The 19,572-nt window shown below is 68.1% G+C and carries 13 protein-coding genes; 3 read left to right on the forward strand and 10 right to left on the reverse strand.

Annotation, left to right across the window (positions count from 1 at the left end; genetic code table 11):
* The first annotated feature begins 186 nt into the window (after positions 1–186).
* Positions 187–1,077, forward strand: coding sequence for a TetR/AcrR family transcriptional regulator (locus NV401_RS11570; protein WP_261294581.1), 891 nt, complete (start codon positions 187–189; stop codon positions 1,075–1,077).
* Here the strand turns inward: NV401_RS11570 and NV401_RS11575 are convergent.
* Positions 1,072–1,770 carry a TetR/AcrR family transcriptional regulator gene (locus tag NV401_RS11575; RefSeq protein ID WP_261294582.1) on the reverse strand — a complete coding sequence of 233 codons (699 nt, stop codon included), beginning with the start codon at positions 1,768–1,770 and terminating at the stop codon, positions 1,072–1,074. The two genes, NV401_RS11570 and NV401_RS11575, sit on opposite strands and share 6 nt — an antisense overlap.
* Before the next feature lie 92 nt (positions 1,771–1,862).
* Entirely contained in the window at positions 1,863–3,266 is a 1,404-nt protein-coding gene (locus NV401_RS11580) for an MFS transporter (protein ID WP_261294583.1), read from the reverse strand.
* Between the two features lie 268 nt (positions 3,267–3,534).
* Between NV401_RS11580 and NV401_RS11585 the strand changes: the two genes are divergently transcribed.
* On the forward strand, positions 3,535–4,212 hold the full coding sequence (locus NV401_RS11585) for a nitroreductase (protein WP_261294584.1): 678 nt from the start codon (positions 3,535–3,537) through the stop codon (positions 4,210–4,212).
* 104 nt (positions 4,213–4,316) lie between these two features.
* Here NV401_RS11585 and NV401_RS11590 read toward each other — a convergent pair whose 3' ends face one another.
* Genes NV401_RS11590 through NV401_RS11610 form a run of 5 tightly spaced genes read right to left on the reverse strand, consistent with a single transcriptional unit; the run spans position 4,317 to position 10,910 of the window.
* A complete protein-coding gene (locus NV401_RS11590; protein WP_261294585.1) occupies positions 4,317–5,237 on the reverse strand; it encodes a sulfotransferase family protein in 921 nt (306 codons plus the stop codon).
* 36 nt (positions 5,238–5,273) lie between these two features.
* Entirely contained in the window at positions 5,274–5,717 is a 444-nt protein-coding gene (secB, locus tag NV401_RS11595) for a protein-export chaperone SecB (RefSeq protein WP_261294586.1), read from the reverse strand.
* A 24-nt stretch (positions 5,718–5,741) separates the two neighbouring features.
* Positions 5,742–6,350, reverse strand: coding sequence for an aspartyl/asparaginyl beta-hydroxylase domain-containing protein (locus tag NV401_RS11600; RefSeq protein WP_261294587.1), 609 nt, complete (start codon positions 6,348–6,350; stop codon positions 5,742–5,744).
* Positions 6,347–7,954, reverse strand: coding sequence for a tetratricopeptide repeat-containing sulfotransferase family protein (locus tag NV401_RS11605; protein ID WP_261294588.1), 1,608 nt, complete (start codon positions 7,952–7,954; stop codon positions 6,347–6,349). The genes NV401_RS11600 and NV401_RS11605 overlap by 4 nt, the downstream gene beginning before the upstream one ends.
* A 55-nt stretch (positions 7,955–8,009) precedes the next feature.
* Positions 8,010–10,910, reverse strand: a complete 2,901-nt coding sequence (locus NV401_RS11610) for a TonB-dependent receptor (RefSeq protein ID WP_261294589.1) — start codon at positions 10,908–10,910, stop codon at positions 8,010–8,012.
* Between the two features lie 299 nt (positions 10,911–11,209).
* Between NV401_RS11610 and NV401_RS11615 the strand changes: the two genes are divergently transcribed.
* Positions 11,210–13,852 (forward strand): family 20 glycosylhydrolase, encoded by a 2,643-nt coding sequence (locus NV401_RS11615; RefSeq protein ID WP_261294590.1) that lies wholly within the window; start codon positions 11,210–11,212, stop codon positions 13,850–13,852.
* A 519-nt stretch (positions 13,853–14,371) separates the two neighbouring features.
* Here NV401_RS11615 and NV401_RS11625 read toward each other — a convergent pair.
* Genes NV401_RS11625 through ptsP form a run of 3 tightly spaced genes read right to left on the reverse strand, consistent with a single transcriptional unit; the run spans position 14,372 to position 19,449 of the window.
* A complete protein-coding gene (locus NV401_RS11625) occupies positions 14,372–15,136 on the reverse strand; it encodes a GntR family transcriptional regulator (RefSeq protein ID WP_380817347.1) in 765 nt (254 codons plus the stop codon).
* Positions 15,137–15,196: 60 nt separating this feature from the next.
* Entirely contained in the window at positions 15,197–16,903 is a 1,707-nt protein-coding gene (gene nagE / locus NV401_RS11630; protein ID WP_261294652.1) for an N-acetylglucosamine-specific PTS transporter subunit IIBC, read from the reverse strand.
* 5 nt (positions 16,904–16,908) lie between these two features.
* The gene (gene ptsP, locus NV401_RS11635) at positions 16,909–19,449 is read right to left on the reverse strand and encodes a phosphoenolpyruvate--protein phosphotransferase (RefSeq protein WP_261294591.1); all 2,541 of its coding nucleotides are present in this window, start codon (positions 19,447–19,449) and stop codon (positions 16,909–16,911) included.
* Positions 19,450–19,572 lie beyond the last annotated feature (123 nt).

Genomic DNA, 19,572 nt, shown 5'->3' on the forward strand with positions numbered 1-19,572 from the left:
CGGCACATGGACGGGAGGAAGAAGCCGGCCGGGCACACTTGCCCAGGCCGCCAATCCTCTCCCGACGCACTCGGCTCATTCGAGCTCTATTGGTGCGATGGTTACGGGATAGATTCTAATTGGACGAGTCGTCAATAGACCATGTGCGCTTGCCAAGATAATCCCGACATGGTTGATCTATGCATAGTGCCAGATCCCGAAGCCGCCCCGCGTCCTACAGACGCCCCCCGGACGCTGTCGCGAGACGAACTCTATGATCTGGTCTGGTCGCAACCGATGACTGCGATCGCGCTGGAGCTCGGCCTGTCCGGTAACGGGCTGGCCAAGATCTGCGATCGCCTGCTCGTGCCCTATCCCACGCGCGGCTATTGGGCCAAAGTCTATGCCGGCAAGGACGAGCCGCAGGTTCCGCTGCCCGCCGCGCCGCCCGGCAGCAACGTCCAGGTGGTCATTGCCCCGGCGCGCGCGCGCTCGCGCCGCCCGCGCCGCCGCATGACGCGTGAGGAACGCCGCCAACAGATCGTGGACGAGGCCGATCGGCTGGTGCGCGCCGAGGGCGCACACGCCGTATCGATGAAGCGGATCGCGCGCGAACTCGGCATGAGCGAGGCGCAGACCTACAATTATTTTCGCAGCAGCGCCGAATTGCTCGCCGAGATCGCCCGCGCCGAGCTGGTCGAGATGAACAAGGCGCGCCTGGCGGCCGGTCGCCAATGCACCGATCCGCAGATGCGCTACACGCTGACCACCCTGGCCTATCTGCGCCAGGTCGCGCAGCGCGGCGAAGTGTTGCAGCAATTGCTCGCTGTGGCGGAGGTGCGCGCGATCCTACGCGACGCGCATGAGGACCGGCGTACGGCCAATCGCAAGGTGCTGGGCGGCGTCTATAGCGAGGCGTACAAGGTGCCGCCGCAGGTCAGCGCGCTGGTCGGCGCGATGCTGACCGCCCTGTCGCTGCGCGGCGGTCGATTGCTCGCGCGCGGCAAGATCGATCTCGCCACCGCCGAACGACTGGTCATGCCGGCGACCGGCGGCGGCACCGCGCGCATGATCGACCGACACGGTACGCGATCATAGGAAGTCGGCGGCGGCCGACAGATCGGCAAGATGCGGGGGCGCCTGGCCGTTGAGCGCCGCCAGGCTGGCCTCCACCGTCTCGGCGCACAGGCGCCGCGCCAGCGCGGCATCCGCCTCCCCCTTGAACACCTTGCGGCCGGCTTCCTCCGGCAGGGTGAGCAGCAATTGCAGCACGACATTCGCCTCGCGCGACGAGATGTCCAACGCTGCCCGCAACCGCCGCACCAGCGGCAGCAGGACCAATGCGATGCGGCCGAAGATCGCCCGATCCGGCCCGCGCGCGAGATAGGCATCGGCGAGCAGGACATGCAGCAGCGGCCCGCGCACGCTGACGAGATCGAAATAGAGCAGAGCGCAGCGCCGCGCCGCCGCGGACAGATCCGGATCGGCCGCGGCAGCCCGCAGCGCATCGCGGTCGACCCCGCCGATCGCGTCGCCCAGCAAGGCGTTTCCCAGGGCGTATTGGGTTGGAAAATAATTGTAGATCAGCGCCTTGCTGACCGCAGCCGCGCGCGCCAGCCGATCGAACGAGACCGGAAAGCCGCCCTGCGCCAGGACCTCGCGCGCGGCGTGATGCAGCAGATCGGCGCAGCGTTCGTCGCGATTGACGCGCGGCTGCCGATCGCTGGTTGCCGCCCTGCCGGTCTCCGGGCCCGTCGCCGCGCCGCGCCCTGCCGAGGATCGCTCATTCATCGCGCGATCCTATCGCCTGGTTTCGGCAACGTACAGGCCGGGGTACAGGCCGGGGTACAGGTCGGGGGTACAGGCCGGGCGGGGACGGTCCGTCACCCCGCCGCCGGCACCGCCGCCCGCCGCTGCAATCGATCGACCAGCGCGACATAGGGCCGATAACCGATCAGCAGGCAGGTCAGCGACAGCAGCAGCATCGCGACGCTGACGGTCAGGATCGCCAGATGTATCATCGCCGGATCGTGGAACACGCGGTCCGTCATCAGCGCGATCAGCGTCGGCCCGAGCCCCAGCCCGAGCAGGTTGATGACCAGCAGCGCGATCGAGATCGCCGTGCCGCGCATCTGATTCGGCACCATCTGCTGGATGATCGCCGGGCTGAGGCCGTTGAGGAAGGTCGGCAGGAACACCGCCCCGGCGAGCGGCAGCAGCGCCAGTGTGCCATCGGGCGACAGGGTATAGGCGAAGATCAACGGAATGGTGACGAGCTTGACCCACAAGGCGGCGCGCAGCCGGCCCGCCGCGCCATGCCGCCGGGTCATCACGTCGCCGAGCCAGCCGCCGCACAGCACGCCGGCGGTTCCGAAGGTCAGCAGCAACAGCCCGTAGATATGGCCGATCTCGACCGCGCTCCAGCCGTAGCGCCGGATGAACATCGACGGGATCCAGGCCGCCACGCCGTATCCGGCGACCGCCGAAAACCCCATGAACAGGTTGATCGCGAGGAAGGCGCGCTTGTTCTCGCGCAGATAGGCGAGCACATCGCGCAACGGCAGCGCGGCGGCGACCTCGGAGCCGTCCGCCGCGATCACCGAATGCACCGCCCCGGTCCGGCGGGGCTCGCGCAGGCACAGGGCGACCAGCGCCACCAGCAACCCCGGCAGGCCGATGATCAGAAACACCGTCTGCCAAGGCCGGATCTCGCCGATCAGCGGCAGCAGCATCGGGCCGGACTGCAGCGTGCCGGCAATGATCGTGGCGCCGATCACCAGCGCCAGCCCGCCGCCGATATAGATGCCGATACTGTACACCGCCAAGGGCAGCCCCACTTTGTGCGGCGGGAAGTGATCGCCGATCAGCGAATTCGCCGCCGGCGTCAGCACGGCTTCGCCCGCGCCCACGCCCATCCGCAGCACGAGCAGCGCGCCATAGCCACGCACCAGCCCGCAGGCGGCGGTGGCGAGGCTCCAGAACGCGATGCCGCCTGCCACCAGCCAGGTGCGGCGGTGCGAATCGACCAGCCGGCCGAGCGGCAACCCGACCAGCACGTTACACAGGGCGAAGGCGAGACCCTGCAACAGGCTGATCTGCGTATCGCTCAAATGAAGGTCGCGCTTCATCGGCTCGACCAGCAGGCTGAGGATCTGGCGATCGAGGAACGAGAAGACATAGGCGACGGTGAGCACGAACACCACGAACCAGCCATAGGCGGCCGACGGGTATGTCTCCGGCGCGTCGGCGGCGACTGCCGGACCGAGAGCAGCTTCCTCGTTCGCCACGGACGTCTCCCCTAAAATGTGGGGATCGACAAATCGTCCCCGCTATTGGTGCGATATGTAGTTCGTATTGCGGGGCGCTTGTCAAGCATGGCGGCATCGGTCGCGCGGCATCTGCCGGCGGCGCGATAGCGACGGATCAGCCGCCGACCGTTGACGCGCGCCCCGACACGCGGCCATTATCCCCGAACGGCGGTCACCGCCGGGGCGTCGATCTTGCCGCCCCGCGGGTACGCGCCGCCCCAGCCCCTGCAATTTCATGGCGACCAACATGCACTTCGACGATGTCATCCTGGGCCGCCGCAGCATCCGCGGCTATACCCCCGCCCCCGTCCCGCGCGCGCTGATCGCGGAGGTGCTGACGCTTGCCATGCGCGCGCCATCCTCGATGAACACCCAGCCCTACCATTTCCATGTCGTCAGCGGTCCGGCGCTCGATGCGATCCGCGCGGGCAATAGCGAGCGGATGATCGCCGGCGTGCCGCAATCGCGCGAGTTCCGGACCGGCATCGCGTTCGGCGGCGCGCACCGCGAGCGGCAGATCGGGGTCGCCAAGCAGCTGTTTGCGGCAATGAACATCGCGCGCGACGACGCGGATGCGCGGCAGAATTGGGTGATGCGCGGCTTCCGGCAGTTCGACGCGCCGGTCTGCGTCATCATCACCTATGATCGCGATCTGGCCGACAGCGACGATACCGCGTTCGACTGTGGCGCGGTCGCGACAGCGCTCGTCAATGCTGCCTGGTCGCGCGGGCTCGGCACGGTGATCAACAGCCAGGGCATCATGCAATCCCCCGTGGTGCGTGAACATGCCCGCATCCCCGGCGACCAGGTGATCATGAAGAGCATCGCGCTCGGCTGGCCCGATCACGATTTCTCGGCCAATGCTGTCGTGTCCGAACGCCGGTCGGTCGACGAAGCCGCGGTGTTCATCGGGTTCGACGACTGAGGGGCTTCGAACGCCGGGCGCTGCGCCGCCGCGAAGGCGAACGCGCGCCGCCTCCGGCATCAGCCCGTTGCGCGCCGTGTCGCCGGCCCTTGCGGTAGCGGGGGTCACCCCGCCAGGGTGGCGCGTCGCCAGGCCTCGATCTCGTGCCAGAGTGGCATCATCGGCTCCAGCACGGCGGATACTTCCTGCCGGCGCGCCAGCCACTTGTCCGGCGCGGGGGGCGACACGGTCGACGCCGATATCGGCAGGGGCTTAGCGCGCCAGCGCTCGCCGGCGGCACCCAGACCCAGCCACGCGCCGAGCCGCGACATCGTCGCTGCAGGATCGGCGACCAGTTCGGCATAGCTGATCGCCTGCGCCGCATCCGGCGCCGCGCGCACGCGATCGACGATTGCGCGGTTGCACGCATCCCATTGAAAGGCAGCGATCTCGGCCAGCGATCGCCCGCGCAGGGTGCGCCAGCCGCGCGGCAGGGCGAAGCACCAGGCCGCGCGGTCCCAGCCCGGCAGGTGGCGGTATGTCACGAACTGGCCGGTCCGAAGCCCCGTCTCCCATCCCTCAATCAGGCTGGCGATGACGTCGGCGGGGTGGCGATACAGGAAGACGAAGCGCGCGGCGGGAAACACCGCCTCCAGGAAGGGCAATGCCAGCGCATTGCGCGGCGTCTTCTCGATGATCGGGCGGCCCACGGCCTGGCGATCGGGCAGATCGTACAGCAGCCGGCCCGTATCATCGCGCAGCATCGCCAGGAACGCGCAGCGGAACTGCCGGATCGTCGCCGGATCGGCATGGCGGGCATCGAGCATGCCCGAATCGAAGGCGGCATTTTCCGCCGCCAGCTGCGGAAACTGGCGATAGACGACGTGCGATTCGCCGCCGATCGTCAGCGCGCCCGGCGTTCGGGCAAGCAGATCGAACAGCAAGGTGCTGCCCGAGCGCGGCGCCGACAGGATCATCGTCATATTCGACAGACGCGCGAGCAGCTCCGCATCGCTCAGGCGCTGCTCGTATCGGCGCGCGATCATGCCGATCCGCGCCCCCTCTGCCGCGGCGCTCGCCACCTAGCGCGACAATGCCTGGCCGCTCTTGCGCATCAGATCCGCATACAGCGCGTCCCAATCGATCGGATCGAGCATCAGCGCCGGAAAGCTCGCCTTGACGATCATGCTGTCCAGCGCCTCGCGCAGATACGGAAACAGCGCATTGGGGCAGACCGCGTGCAGGATGCGGTCCTTCATCGCCGCCTCGTAGCCGGCGACCTTGAACAGGCCGGCCTGCACGGCTTCGGCGAGATAGGCGGTCGCGCCGGCATTCTCCGCCGTGACGGTGATGCGCGTCGCCACCTCGAACGTATCCTCCGCCACCTGGCTGGCCGCCACATCGGTGTCGAGCGAGATGTCGGGCGCCCAGGCGCTGGTGAAGCTGTGATGCCCGCCCGGCGCCTCGAACGAGAAATCCTTGATGTAGATACGCAGGATCGAAAAGGTGGCGGGGGGCGGGTTCATGAGCGCATTCCTGTCGTGAGGGGATCAGGCGACGAGCGTGCCGTCGCGGTCGAGCACGGATTCGCCCGGCTGGACGAAATCGAGGATCAGATGCACGCGCGCGGTCGCCCCCTCGTTGGACACGGCGTGCACCAGCCGGTTGTTGATCTCCCAGATCGCGCCCGGCTTCATCGCCACCTGTGTGTCGCCGACCTGGAACCGGCAATCGTCGTTGCTGTGCACCGGCACATGGATGCGGTGGCAGCGTGACAGCGAATAGCCGCCATCGGCATGCGGCGTGATTTGCCCGCCGGGCTGAAGCCGCGTCAGGATCACGCGGACGAAATAGCCCGCGCCGTGCCGCGCGATCCAGCGCCGCTGGCGCAGCGTGCGGGCATAATGCGCGCGCACCGTGTGCAGGATCGGATCTATTACGGGTGCGAATTCGCCGAACGCCGGATGCACCGTCGGCGCGTGGTGACGATAATCGGCATCGAAGACCAACTTGATCGTGTTGGTGCTGGCATGCGCCTCGAACAGTTTCTGGCGCGTCTCGTCGTCATGCCAGCGCGCCTCGTCCAGCGCCGCGACCGCAGCCTGGAGCGGCGCGATATCGATCTCGCCGAGCGACGCGATTTCGCCTGCGAAGTTCATCCTTCACTCCCTCCGACCAGACCTGCCGCGGCCAGCACCGCACGCGCCGGCGCCAGCGCGTCGCCATAGCGCGCGGCATGATCGAGCGCCGATGTGTAGATCGGCTGGCGCACCTGCGCGAGGCTCGCGGTGTCGACCGGCGCGGTGTTGCGCTCGGGCGCGAGGCAGGCCGGATCCCATTCGAGCCCGAGGAACGACAGCACGCCGCGCATCGTCGCCTCCGGTGCGCTGACGAGCTCGCGATACGCCACGGTCATGATCCGCCCCGGCAGCCGTTGCTGCCAGTGATCCATCAGCGCGCGGTACGACAGATAATAATGCGCGGCTTCCTCCAGATCGTAGGAGAAATGGTGAAAGCCGAGCGAGAACATCTGCTTGTAGTTGGCCAGCACCGTATCGAGCGGATCGCGCACGGTATGGATGAAGCGCGCCTCGGGCAAAGCCTCCGCGATCAGCCCGAGATCGAGGAAGTTCATGTGATATTTGTCGGTGAACCACGCCCCGGCGAAATCGTCCGGCGCGGCGGTCGTGCGGTACAGATGACCGATCGCCGCGACATCCACGGGTCGCCCCTGCTGGGCATAGAAATGCTCGTGGAAGCCGGGGCCGCCGGCATAGCCGGTGGCGACCTTCATTGCTTCCTTGAAGTTGCCGAGTTCGCCCATCGATCTGACATCGGCATGGCAGCCGAGCATGCGATCGAGCAGCGTGCTGCCCGTTCTTGGCAGGCCGACGATGAACAACGGGGCCGGTGCACCGCCCTGCTGCGCGGCAGGCACGGCGCGGTCGCGGAAGAAATCCGCGGTCAGCGCGAAGGCGCGCGCGCTGGCGTCGTGCGCATAAGGCATCAGCCCGCGCATGATCGCGCATCCCGATGCGAACTGCTCGAATGCCCCAGCATAATCCCGCACATCCTCGAGCGCCTTGCCGAGCGCGAAATGCGCCGCCGCCGCCTGCTCGCCATCCGGTGCGAGCGCGGGCAAGGCCTGCGCCACGAGCGCGGCGATCTCGCGCGCATCGTGCTGCCGCCGGACATAAGCGAGCAGGCGGATGCCGTGGCCGGACACGGGGTTGATCGCCAGCGCGCGCCGGAAACAGACCTCGGCCTCGGCCATCTCGCCGCTTTTCTGATGGATGTGCCCGAGATTGACGTGCACCGCGGCGTCGTCTGGATCGTCCACAAGCAGCACGGCATAGCCAGTGCGGGCGATCTCGAACATGCCGAGCTCATGCGCGGCGCGCGCGATCTCGTGCCGGGCCGCACGGTCGAGGTCGGTGCGCGCGGCCAGCGCCGTGACGAGCGGGATCGCCTGCTTGCGCGCGAAGGCCGCCATATGGCCGCGCAGCTGCAGCAGTTCGAGCTTGATCGACCGGCCGTGTTGCGCCCCGGCCCGGCCCGCCACCGCCGCGGCGAACGTGCCGCACCCCAGATCGAGCAGCAGCGCCGCCTCGAGCCGCGCAAGGTCGAGCCCGGTGCCGCCGGTATCCTGGATCCGGTGTAGCTCGGCCAGCGCCGCGCGCGGATCCTGCGCGCGCAGCGCGGCGACGCGGGCCAGTCCGCGCCGCAGCCGCGCCGCGCCGAGCGTCGGAACATCGATCGTCATCGACCGCGTCATAGGAGCGTCACCCCGCCCCCGCCAGTGCCCGATGCCGCGCCCGTCAGAACTTCGCCGAGAAGGTGAGCCCGACATAGCGATCGAAATCGCGCGGCACGTTTGCCTGCACCGCCGCCTGGCGGAAGAAGCGGCCGTCCGGCGTCGCGCCATAGGTGGGATAGGCCTGCGCCACCCCGACCAGCTCCGGCACGACCGCCAGATCGCCACCGACCGCGCGGCTGCCCAGGCCATCGCCATAATCGGTTTTCAGGACATAATAATGCTTGGAAAACAGGTTCTTGACCGACAGGCCGAACGTGAAGCGATCATCCGCGGTGCTCGTGCCCAGAAACAGATTGTGGATCCCGACGCCGGGCACCGTCGTGTTCTCGTTATTGTTCGCTTCGCCACCGTGGTTGGTGAACTCGGCCGAGCGGTAGCGGTAGTTCCAGCGGATGAACGTCGGCATGCCGGCCACTTTGAACGATACCGTCGCGTCACCGACCACGGTATCGACCGGCGCATTGGCCAGCCGTGCCCCGTCGAGCTGGAAGAAGCGGCCGCGCCGCGGGAAAGTATAATCGAAGAATTCGCCGTAATTGATCACGTCCGAACAATTGGTCGCCGCCCCGAAGCAGGGAATCGTCACGTCGGTGTCGGCGAAGCGCGCATCGACATGGCTCCAGGCACCGTGCAGCGACAGGAAGTTGGTCACGCGCCAATCCGCCTCGGCATCGAAGCCCTTGGTCTTCAGCGTGCCCGCGTCGATGATGTCGAAGCGGTTGATCGGCTGGCCACTGGCGGTCGGGTCGTTGGCGATGTTCTGCAGCCCGCCATTGACGATCGGGAACAGATCGTAATCGAGCAGCCGCAGCCGCTCCTGGTAATGATGGAAGTCGGTCTTGAAGTAGGTGAAGTTGACACGCAGCCGGCGATCGAACCATTCGCTGCGCGCGCCGAGCTCGAAGTTGCGCGAGCGTTCGGGCGAGATCGGATATTTGCTGTCGAGCCGCGCCTGGGTGATGTCGCTGTCGGAATGCCAGGCCGCGCCCTTATAGCCGGACGACAGGTTGGCGAAGAAGGTCAGGTCGCGGGTCGGCTGGAACAGCAGGGCGGCCTTGTAGCTGAACGCCCAATCGGACGCGGACTTGCCGATCGTCGTGAACGGCGTCGCGGGTGAGCGGATGTCGAGGTTGGCGGCCGGATCGAGCGTCGGCTGCCCGAAGAACGGGTTCCGGACGAAGATGCGCCGGCCATCGATCGTGATGCGGTTGCCCTCCGGATCGTTGATCCACAGCAGGGTCGGGCGCGTATCGATATTGGTCACGCCATCGTCGCGCACGTCGATCTTGTAGTTCTGATTCTCGTGCGTCAGGCGGCCGCCCAGCACCAGCGTGAGCTTCTCATGCAGATGCACGTTGCCCTGGCCGAACAGCGCCGCGTTGTGCGTGGTGATCACGTTGTTGCGATATTCGCGGTTGTAGATCAGATCGGACAGGCCGTTCTGCACGCCGACACCGGTGACGGCGGGATTCACCTCGTCGAAGCCGAACGCATAGCCGGCGCAATCGAGCAGGTTGAAATTGGCATCGACCGTCGACGTCGCCAGGCCCGGCTCCTGGCAGGCAAGCGTGCGCTGATCGCGTTCGACGCGCGAATATTGATAATAGGTGCCGGCGACGAAATCGATCGTCTCGCCGATCGGCGAGGCGATCCGCAATTCATGCTGGAAGGTCGTGCTGTCGACCGTGCCGGCGAAATTGAGCGGGAAGATATCGACCGCCACGCCGATCCCGGAATCGTTGGTATAGAGATCCGTCTCGCGCGCATGCAGCGTGGTCGTCAGATTATACCCGTTGGCGAGATCCTTGCTCCATTCGAGCGAGGTGCCGTACGATTTCTGGCCGCCATTGTCGCGGCCCGGCGACGCCGAGGTGCGATTGTTGTTCGGGCCGGCCGGCGTGTTCGACAGTTCGTGCAGCCGCGTCTTGAGCAGGTTCGCCTGCTGTTCGGGCGTCAGGTTGAGCCCGTCGACCACCGATTGCGGGATCTGCCCGAACGCGTCGCCGATCACGAAATCGTCGCGCCGCAGGAACACGCGGATACCGGGGCCGAAATTCAGATCCGCATAATCGGCGCGCGCCAGCAGGCGCGACGTGCCGTCGAATTCCTTGAGATACTGAACGCGCCCGCCATAGCCCGAGCTTTCGCCGCCATTGTCGCCGTCCTTGATGACGTTCGGCACCCAGCCCTGCTGTTTCTTGCCGTACGCGTTGAGGCGCAGCGCCGAGCTGTCGCTGAGCGGCTGATTGAGCATGATCGAGGCGTTGACGCCGCCGAACAGCTGGCCCTCGCCCTCTTCGAGGTTCATGTCGTAGCGGCCTTCGCGCCGCCCCAGCTTGGGGCGATTGGTGCGCACGAGCATCGCGCCGGCGACCGAATTCTTGCCGAACAGCGTGCCCTGCGGCCCCTTGAGCACTTCGATCGATTCGAGATCGTTGATGTCGCCGAACAGGCTGGAGTTGCGCGACTGCACCTCGCCATCGACGTTGATCGCCGCGCTCGGCTCGATGCCGATGAACGACTGGTTCGAGCCCACGCCGCGGATCAGGAAGCCGACATTGCGCTGATCGTTATTCTCGCGGATCGAGATGCCGGTGACCAGCTGCTGGATATCTTTCAGCGTATCGGCGCCCTGCGCGCGCATCTGCGCACCGCTGACATGGCTGATCGTGACCGGCACGTCCTGGAGATTTTCCTCGCGACGCTGCGCGGTGACGACGATGTCGGTCAGGCCCTTGTCATCCTGCTCGGCCGGCTCCTGCCCTGGCGCTGCGCCGTCGACACCAGCGGGCACCGCCGTCGCGCCCTGCGCGTGCGCCGCCGCCGAAAACTGGACCGCGGTGATCGCTACCAGCGACGCGCCGAGCCGTAGCGCCAGCTTGCGGTGAAGATGCAGTGCCATGATGTCCCCCTCGTTCTTTCGAGGGATAGTGCCAAAGAGCTACCAAAATGCAACATATATATAGCGCCATTTTACGTCATGCCGATTTGTGACATTTTTGCACAGGGTGACCGCAAGGCGGGCCGCAGGGCGAGGATGCAGGGTAGCTAGCGGTCTAACTCCGCCCAGATACGCCGTCCGCTCACTTGGCATAGCGTCGGCATCGCGCCCTATCCAGCGTTGACAGGTGCTGGAGCAATCCGCATCGTGGTACCAAAGAAGGTCCATTTTCAGCTTCAGATCAATGTTGGGAGATCGCCATGCCGCGATACCGTCGATCCAGCCTCCGGTATCTCGCCGCCCCGCTCGGGCTGCTGCTGATCGGTACGGCCGCACCGCCCGCGCCGCCGCCCGCTCCCGCGGCCGCCGCATGGCAGCGCTTTGCCGATACGCTCGGCGTGCGTTTTGCAATGATCGACAACAATCCGCCGTCCTGTCCGCCGACGTTCGCCGATTGCTTTACCGCGCAGCTCACGCTGACCCTGCCGCGCGATCTTCCGGCCAGCTCCGAACAGGCCGGGATGCGACTCTATTACGGGTTCGTCACGCGCCTGATCGGGTTCGACAGCGACGTCTTCCAAGATCGCTTCGTCAATGGCGACCTGCACGAATTGCGGCTGAAGCCCGGCGCCCGCCTGACGCCCGGATCACGCCATGTGATCACGCTGACCGGGCGCGGGAATTTCTTCTCCACCTCCTATGTCATGCCCAATTATTACGTCGTGACGCCCGCCGGCGCGGCGCTGACGGTGCGCGCCACCCGCGCGGTGATCGATCCTGAGACCGGCCTGGAAACACTGCCGTTCGCCGCGGCGATGACCGACGAACGGCGCCTGGCGCAGGGCAGCGCGCCCGACCGGACGCAGTGGCTGAGCCCGGCGCGTGCCTTCCAGCGCTACGCCAGCTGGGACGCGGCGAGCGCGCCGGCGGTGTCGGCGCGCCCGACCGCGATCCTGCCCACGCCGGCATTCGAGACGGCCGTGCCCGGCGCAGCCGTGGACCTAAGCGGCGGCGTGACGCTGGCGTTGCGCGGCATCACGCGCGCGCCGCTGGCGGCCGCCCTGACGCAGCTTGCCGGTGCGGGCGCACGCGAGCGGCGCGGCGGCGTGTCGCTGACGATCACGATCGATCCGGCGCTGCGGCTGGCCGAGCTCCCGCAGGATCTGTCCCGCCGCGCCGAACGCTATGCCATCACGGTCGGCGATCGCGCGATCGCGATCGTGGCGGCGACGGGCGACGGCGCCGCGGCGGCGCTCAACGCGCTGGCGCAAGAGACTGCGCGGGGGAACGGCACGATCGGCCGGTTCCGCATCGCGGATGCGCCGCGCTACGACTTTCGCGGGCTGCACATCGATGTCGCGCGCAATTTTCATGGTGCACGCGAACTGACCGTGCTGCTCGACCAGATGGCGCGCTACCGGCTGAACAAGCTGCATCTGCATCTCGGCGACGACGAGGGCTGGCGGCTGCAGATTCCCGCGCTCCCCGAACTGACCGAGATTGGCGGGTTTCGCTGCCATGATCCGGCCGAGGACCGCTGCCTGCTGCCGCAGCTCGGCGCGGGCCCCGATCGCGCCGCACCGCAGAACGGCTTCCTGACCCGCGACGCCTATATCGCGCTGCTCCGCGCGGCCAAGGCGCGGCATATCGAGGTGATCCCGTCGTTCGACATGCCGGGCCACAGCCGCGCGGCGGTGCGATCGATGGAGGCGCGCTATCGCCGGCTAATGCGCAGCGGCAATCGCACCGCGGCGGAACGCTACCGGCTGGTCGAACCCGGCGATACGACGCGCTATCGCAGCATCCAGAATTACGACGACAACACGCTCAACCCGTGCCTGCCGGCCACCTATCGCTTCGTCGAGACCGTGCTGGACGGGCTGCAGGCGATGCACGTCGCGGCCGGCGCGCCGCTCAGGACCTATCATATCGGCGCGGACGAGACCGCCGGCGCGTGGACGGAATCGCCCGCCTGCCGCGCGGCGGCGCCAGGCGGCGTGGTCGACGGCCACCGCGTGGGTGCCGACTTTATCGAGCGCGTCGCCGGTATCCTCGCCCGGCGCGGCGTTACCGCGGCGGGCTGGAGCGACGGCATGGGCCATGCCGATCCCGCCAAGCTGCCGGCCGGGGTGCAGGGCAATGTCTGGGCGATGCTGCTCGACGATGCGCCGGCGGTCGCGCATCGCCAGGCCAATGCCGGCTGGCGCACGATCGTGTCGGTGCCGGACATCACCTATCTCGACCACCCGGCGGCGACCGATCCCGACGAGCCGGGCTATGACTGGGCATCACGCGGCACCGATCTGCTCAAGGTCTTCTCGCTGCTGCCGGACAATCTGCCGGCCAATGCCAGCGTGATGCGCGATCTGCTCGGGCGGCCGGGCAAGGCCGCCGACCCGCGCCCGCGACAGGCCGGCGCGGCATTCACCGGGGTACAGGCGCATCTGTGGAGCGAAACGGTGCGCAGCGACGCGCGGGTCGACTATATGCTGTTCCCGCGCCTGCTCGCGCTGGCCGAGCGCGCCTGGCATCGCGCGCCGTGGGAGCCGTCCTACGCGCCGGGCACCAGCTATGCCTATGACGACGGCAAGGTCGACGGCAAGGCGCTGCTCGCCGATTGGGCCCGGATGCGCCTGGTGCTGGCGGCGCAGATGGCATTGCTCGACCGCGACGGCATTCGCTACCGCATCACCCCGCCGGGCGCGCGGATCGCCGGCGGGCGGCTCGAAGCGAACACCGAGCTGCCCGGCATGCGCGTGGAGTGGCGCCCGATCGGGACCGCGGCGTGGCGCGGCTATGACGCGCCGGTGACGGTCGACGCGGATGTCGAGGTGCGGGCGCGCTCGGCCGATGGCCGCCGCGCCAGCCGCGCGATCATCGTACGGCGGCGCGGCGGGAGCTGAGTATTGAACTCACAAATGACCGCTATCGGCGCCAAGGCCGGACGGGCGTTATTGGTGGAAAGTTGCCCATCTCATTGATCGTCACCCCGGGCTTGCCCCGGGGTCCCGCTTCTCATCTTCTGCCGCGATGGCGCATCCTCGCGCGTGTTTTTACATCATGGCAGATCGATATCGCGGCGCCCTGTAGGTCGGCGTGACTGCTGGATCGCCGGCACGCATTCAGCAGCATCGGGCCGGCGACGGATCCGACTTCTGCCGGCAGTATCGCCTCCACCGTCTGGTTTATGCCAGCCAAGCACAGTCTATTTCCGATGCCATCGCACAGGAAGCGGCCCAAATGCTGGCGGCGTGCATGTAAGGTCGCGCTGATCGGATGTGGCAATCCCGCGTGGCCGGGATATGATGATACGATGGCGTAGGCCGAAAAGCGGGACCCCGGGTCAAGCCCGGGGTGACGATAGGATCAGGTCTGTAATGGGGCGGGAGCCGACAGGCCGATACACGATCCTACCTCCAAAATCAGCTGCCGTTGATCTCGGAGATGAAGTCGTAGGAATCGCCGCGGTACCAGCTCTTGGTGAATTCGATCATCTGATCGCGGACGTTGAAGCCTCGGCGCTCGATGTACAGCGCCGGGGCATCCACCACGGTGCCGAGCAATTCCGCCTGCGCGGCATCGAACGAGACGGCACGCAGACGCTGCAGCGCGCGCACCGGGCGGTTGCCGTGCGCCTCCAGCGCGGCATAGAGCGACGCGCCGACTTCATCCACCGACGACAAAGCGAAGCTCGGCACGGTGGTCATCTCGATCGCCATCGCCTCGCCATCGGCGCAGCGCACGCGGTGAAAGCGCAGCACGCGCGAGCCGAGGCTCTCGCCGAACACCAATGCTTCCTCGCTGGTGATCCGGCCGCTGCCGCGTTCGACCCATTCCGACGTCACCGTGCGGCCGGACGCGGCCATATCCTCGCTGAACGAGGTGATCGTGGCATATTGCTTGTCGATCCGCGAGGCGACGTAGGTGCCCGATCCCTGCTGCCGGACGAGCAGCCCTTCCTCGACCAGACCCGATATCGCCTTGCGCACGGTGATGCGCGAAATATCTAGCCGCGCAGAGATTTCGCGTTCCGGCGGCAGCGTCGCGCGCGGCTTGAGATCGCCGTCCTCGATGCGCTGACGAATGGCGTCCTGCAACTGCAGGTAGAGCGGCCCCGGTGAATCGCCGCTCGTCATCGTGATGCGATCGAAGAATTCGAACTTGGGGGGGGATGGGTCCGCCGTCATGCGCACGGAGTGCCTCGTATCCACCCCCGGATCAATCGCGATTGTTACGCCGGCGCACGCTTATCCCGCCAGCAGATGATAGGCCCCCGCCGCCGCGCGGAAATAGCGCCCGGGATAGGCGCGATCCAGCGCCGCCATATCGACCCGGGCGGCATCGGCGACGGTGACGATGGTGCGCGATCCGCACGGTATCGCCGAACGGATATTGCCCTGCCCGCCGAACAGAGCGGCCATGACCGCGCTATCCACGGCATCCGGTGCGGGTGCGGGCGTGGGCGCGATCGCGGGCGCAGCCGTCGGCGGTGCCGCCGCATCGCGCTGCCAGGCGCGGCGGATCGCATCGGCGATGCTATCCGCCGCCGGCCCGACCACCACCTGCAGCCCGCGCTCGCCCACGGCGATCGAGCCGCGCGATCCGAGCGCGGTGAGCCGGGCGTCGTTCACCGCGGCACGATCGTGCAGCACGAGGCGCAGGCGCGTGGTGCAGGCCGATACCTCCGCCAGATTGCGATCGCCGCCCAGCGCTTCGACAAAGGCGCGACCGCGATCGTCGATGCCGAGCGGTGCGGCGATCGGCTCGGGCGTTGCCGAGACCGGCTCGCGCCCCGGCGTTTGGAGGTTGAAGCGCCGGATCGCGAAACTGAACGCGAAATAATAGAGCGCGAAATAGACCGCGCCGATCGGGAGCAGCAGCAGCGGCCGCGTCGCCAGCCGGTAGTTGAGCAGATAATCGAACAGGCCGGCGGAAAAGCCGAACCCGAGCCGCACGCCGAGCAGATCGAGCACCGCCATCGCCAGCCCCGTGAGCAGCGCGTGGATCACGTACAAAGCGGGGGCCAGGAACATGAAGGTGAATTCGATCGGCTCGGTCACCCCGGTGAGGAACGAGGTCAGCCCGAGCGACAGGAACATGCCGCCGACCGCGGCGCGGCGATCCGGGCGCGCCTGCCGCCACATCGCGAGACACGCGGCGGGCAGGCCGAACATCATCACCGGGAAGAAGCCGGCCATGAACGCGCCCGCCGCCGGATCCCCGGCGAAGAAGCGGTTGAGATCGCCGGTCGCGCCCTTGAAATCGCCGAGCACGAACCAGGCGATGTTGTTGAGAATATGGTGCAGCCCGGTGACGATCAGCAGACGATTGAGCGCGCCGTATGCGAATAGGCCGAGCGGGCCGGCCTGCGCGACGCCGTAGCTAAGATGGTCGACGCCGGCCTTGAGGATCGGATAGCCGAGCCCGAACGCGGCGGCGAGGACGAGCCCGACCATGCCGCTGAGGATCGGCACCAGCCGTCGACCGGCGAAGAAGGAAAGATATTCGGGCAGGCGCAGCGTATGATAGCGGTTGTAGAGCGTGCCCGCCGCGATGCCCGACAGGATACCCGCGGGCACACTGAGCTTGGCCATTTCCTTGTCGCGCCATGCCGCCGCCAGCGTGTTCCGCACCCCTTCATCCAGTATCCCTGGCGGCAGCGCGTCTGCCGGCAGCTGGATCAATTGTTTGGCACCCTCGATCAGCACGAGAAAGCCGACCGCCCCGGCCAGGCCGGCGGCGCCATGCTGCTCGCGCGCGATGCCGACGCCGACGCCGATCGCGAACAACAGCCCGAGATGCGCAAAGATCGCATCGCCCGCCCCTGCCACGAACGGCAGGTTGAGCAGATCGGGCTGCCCGATGCGCAGCATGATGCCGGCCACCGGCAGTACCGCGATCGGCAGCATCAGCGCGCGGCCGAGCACCTGCAGCCGCTCCTGGATCGTCTGCATCATGCTCATCGGCTTTCCTCCACCAGCAGGGCCCGTACCGCGTCGGCCGATTGCAGGCCGCGCGCACGATCGGCGAGCGCGCGGCAATCGTCGGCCGACCAGCGCGCCAGCACGCGCTTGATCTCGGGAATGGCGCGCGGCACGGCCGACAGCTCGACACAGCCCAGCCCGACGAGCAACGGCGCGACGCGTGCGTCGGAAGCCATGCCGCCGCACAGGCCGAGCCAGCGGCCGTGCCGCCGTGCCGCGGCGCCGGTCAGCGCAATCGCCGCGATCACCGCGGGATGCAGCGCATCGACGCGCGACACGAGCGCGGCGTTGCCGCGGTCCATCGCGAGCACATATTGCGTGAGATCGTTGCTGCCGATCGACAGGAAATCGGCATGTTGCGCGAGCTGATCGGCGAGCAGCACCGCGGCCGGCGTCTCGACCATGATGCCGATCTGCGGGAACGGAAAATCGCCGAGCCGTGCGCATTCCTCGCGCGCGATCGCGCGGACCTGCTCGATCTCGCCGACATCGACGACCATCGGCAGCATGATGCGCAATTGCTCGGCCGGAACGCCGCGCAGGATCGCGCGCAGTTGCGTGCGCAGCAGATCGGGCGCCTGCAGCGACACGCGGATGCCGCGCATGCCGAGCGCGGGGTTTTCCTCCGCCGGCATGGCGAGATAGGGCAGTGGCTTGTCCCCGCCGACGTCGAGCGTGCGGATGATCAGCGGGCGCCCCTGCAGCGCCGCGGCAATGGCGGCATAGGAGGCACGCTGGCTTTCCTCGTCCGGCGCGCTCGCCGCCTCGGCAAAGAGGAATTCGGTGCGCAGCAGACCGCAGCCTTCCGCGCCCTGCGCGACCGCCGCGGTCGCATCGGCGACCGAGCCGATATTGGCGAACACCTCGATCCGTGCGCCATCGGCCAGCCGGCAATCCTGCGCGGCGCCCTGCAGCAGTTGCGCGCGCGCATCGCGGCTGCGCGCCTGCTCCGCGTCGAACCAGGCGAGCAGCGCGGCATCGGGCGATGGATCGAGCCACCCGTCGTCCGCATCGAGCATGGCCTTCTGCCCGGCCTCCAGCGCGAGCACGCGGTCGCCCGCCGCGACGAGCATCGGAATGCCGGCCGCCGCCGCGAGGATCGCGGCATGCGACGTGGTGCCGCCGCGCGCGGTGCAGATGCCCGCGATCAGCCCTTCGGGCAGGCCGATGAGAAAGGACGGGGCGAGTTCGTCGCAGAGCACGATCGCGCCGGGCGGCGGCAACAACGCCCCGGTGGCATCGTCCCCCGACAGCGTGGCGAGCAGGCGCCGCTCGACATCGCGCAGATCGATCGCGCGCTCGCGCAGGCGCGCGTTGGCCGAGGCGGCAAGCTCGGCCTCCTGCCGCCGCGACGCGTGGCGCCAGGCGGCGGCGGCGCTCGCGCCGTCGCCGATGGCGCTGTCGGCGGCAGCGACGAGCGCGGCATCGCTCAGGATCGCGAGATGCGCCTCGGCGATGTCGACGGCGGCACCGGTGGCGCGCGCAATCGTGTCGCCCAGGCCGGCGGACAGTGCCGCCACCGCCCCATCCAGCGCGGCGCGTTCCTGCGCCACGCCGTGGCCGGTCTCGGGAACCGCCTGATCGATGCCATCGAGCCGGAAGATCGTGCCCATCGCCAGCCCGGGCGACGCCACCACGCCCGCGATGCGCCCCGCCGCGGCTGGCGGCGGCAGGCGGCCCGGGCGGTGCTCGGCGGTGGTCGCCGCCTGGGCCACCAGCTGCGCCTCGGCCGCGCCGAGCGTTTCGAGCAGATCGGCGATCGCCAGCGCGGATTCACGCGCCTGCCCGCCCACCGCGCGAATCTCGAGTTCGGCGCCGAGCCGCGCATCGAGCGTCATCAGGTTGGTGGTGCTGCCGGCATCGGCGGTGCGGCCGTCGCACGACAGCGTGATCGTGGCGGTCTGCCGGCGGGCGAGCTCGGCAATCCGCGCCGACGGTCGCGCGTGCAGCCCGTGCGGCAGCGTCAGCGTGACGAACACATGCGCGGTCGAGCGCGATGCGTCGCTTGCCACGCCCGCGGCGTCGGTGGCCGTGGGGCTGGCCGAGGCAATCGCGGAGAAGAGGATGTCGCCCGCCCGGATCGGCCCGGGCGTGCGCGCCGCCGGCTTAAGCGTGGCGCCGCCGACGATGAGGATCGGCGTGAGCAGGCTCGCGGCCCCCGCCCCCACCGTGTCCGCGTCGAAGCGCAATAGGGCGTCGCCGCAGCGCACCTGTTGGCCGATCGCGACCAGCGGCTCGAACCCGCGCCCACCCAGCGCGACCGTATCGATCCCGACATGGATCAGCACTTCGATGCCGTGCGCATGCTTCACGGTGACCGAATGGCCGGTCGCGGCCAGACCGACGATGACGCCGTCGATTGGCGCCCGAACGCGTTCCTCAAGCGGGTCGATCGCCAGCCCCTCGCCGACCAGCCCCTGCGCGAACGCCGCATCGGGCACGTCGGACAGCAAGCGCAGCATCCCGGAAAAGGGTGCGCGTATCTCGATTTCGGGTCCGATTGCTGCTGCGCTCAACGCGAATTCCCCCAAAACCCAATATCATTGCCCGTGCGCCGCTGTCGCGGTCGATGCGGATGCCGAAGCGATTAAGCCGTTTACAATACCAATTCAAGGCTGATACAAGACCAAATATCGCCG

It is taken from the genome of Sphingomonas hylomeconis (genome assembly GCF_025370105.1).
GTDB classification, from domain to species: domain Bacteria; phylum Pseudomonadota; class Alphaproteobacteria; order Sphingomonadales; family Sphingomonadaceae; genus Sphingomonas; species Sphingomonas hylomeconis.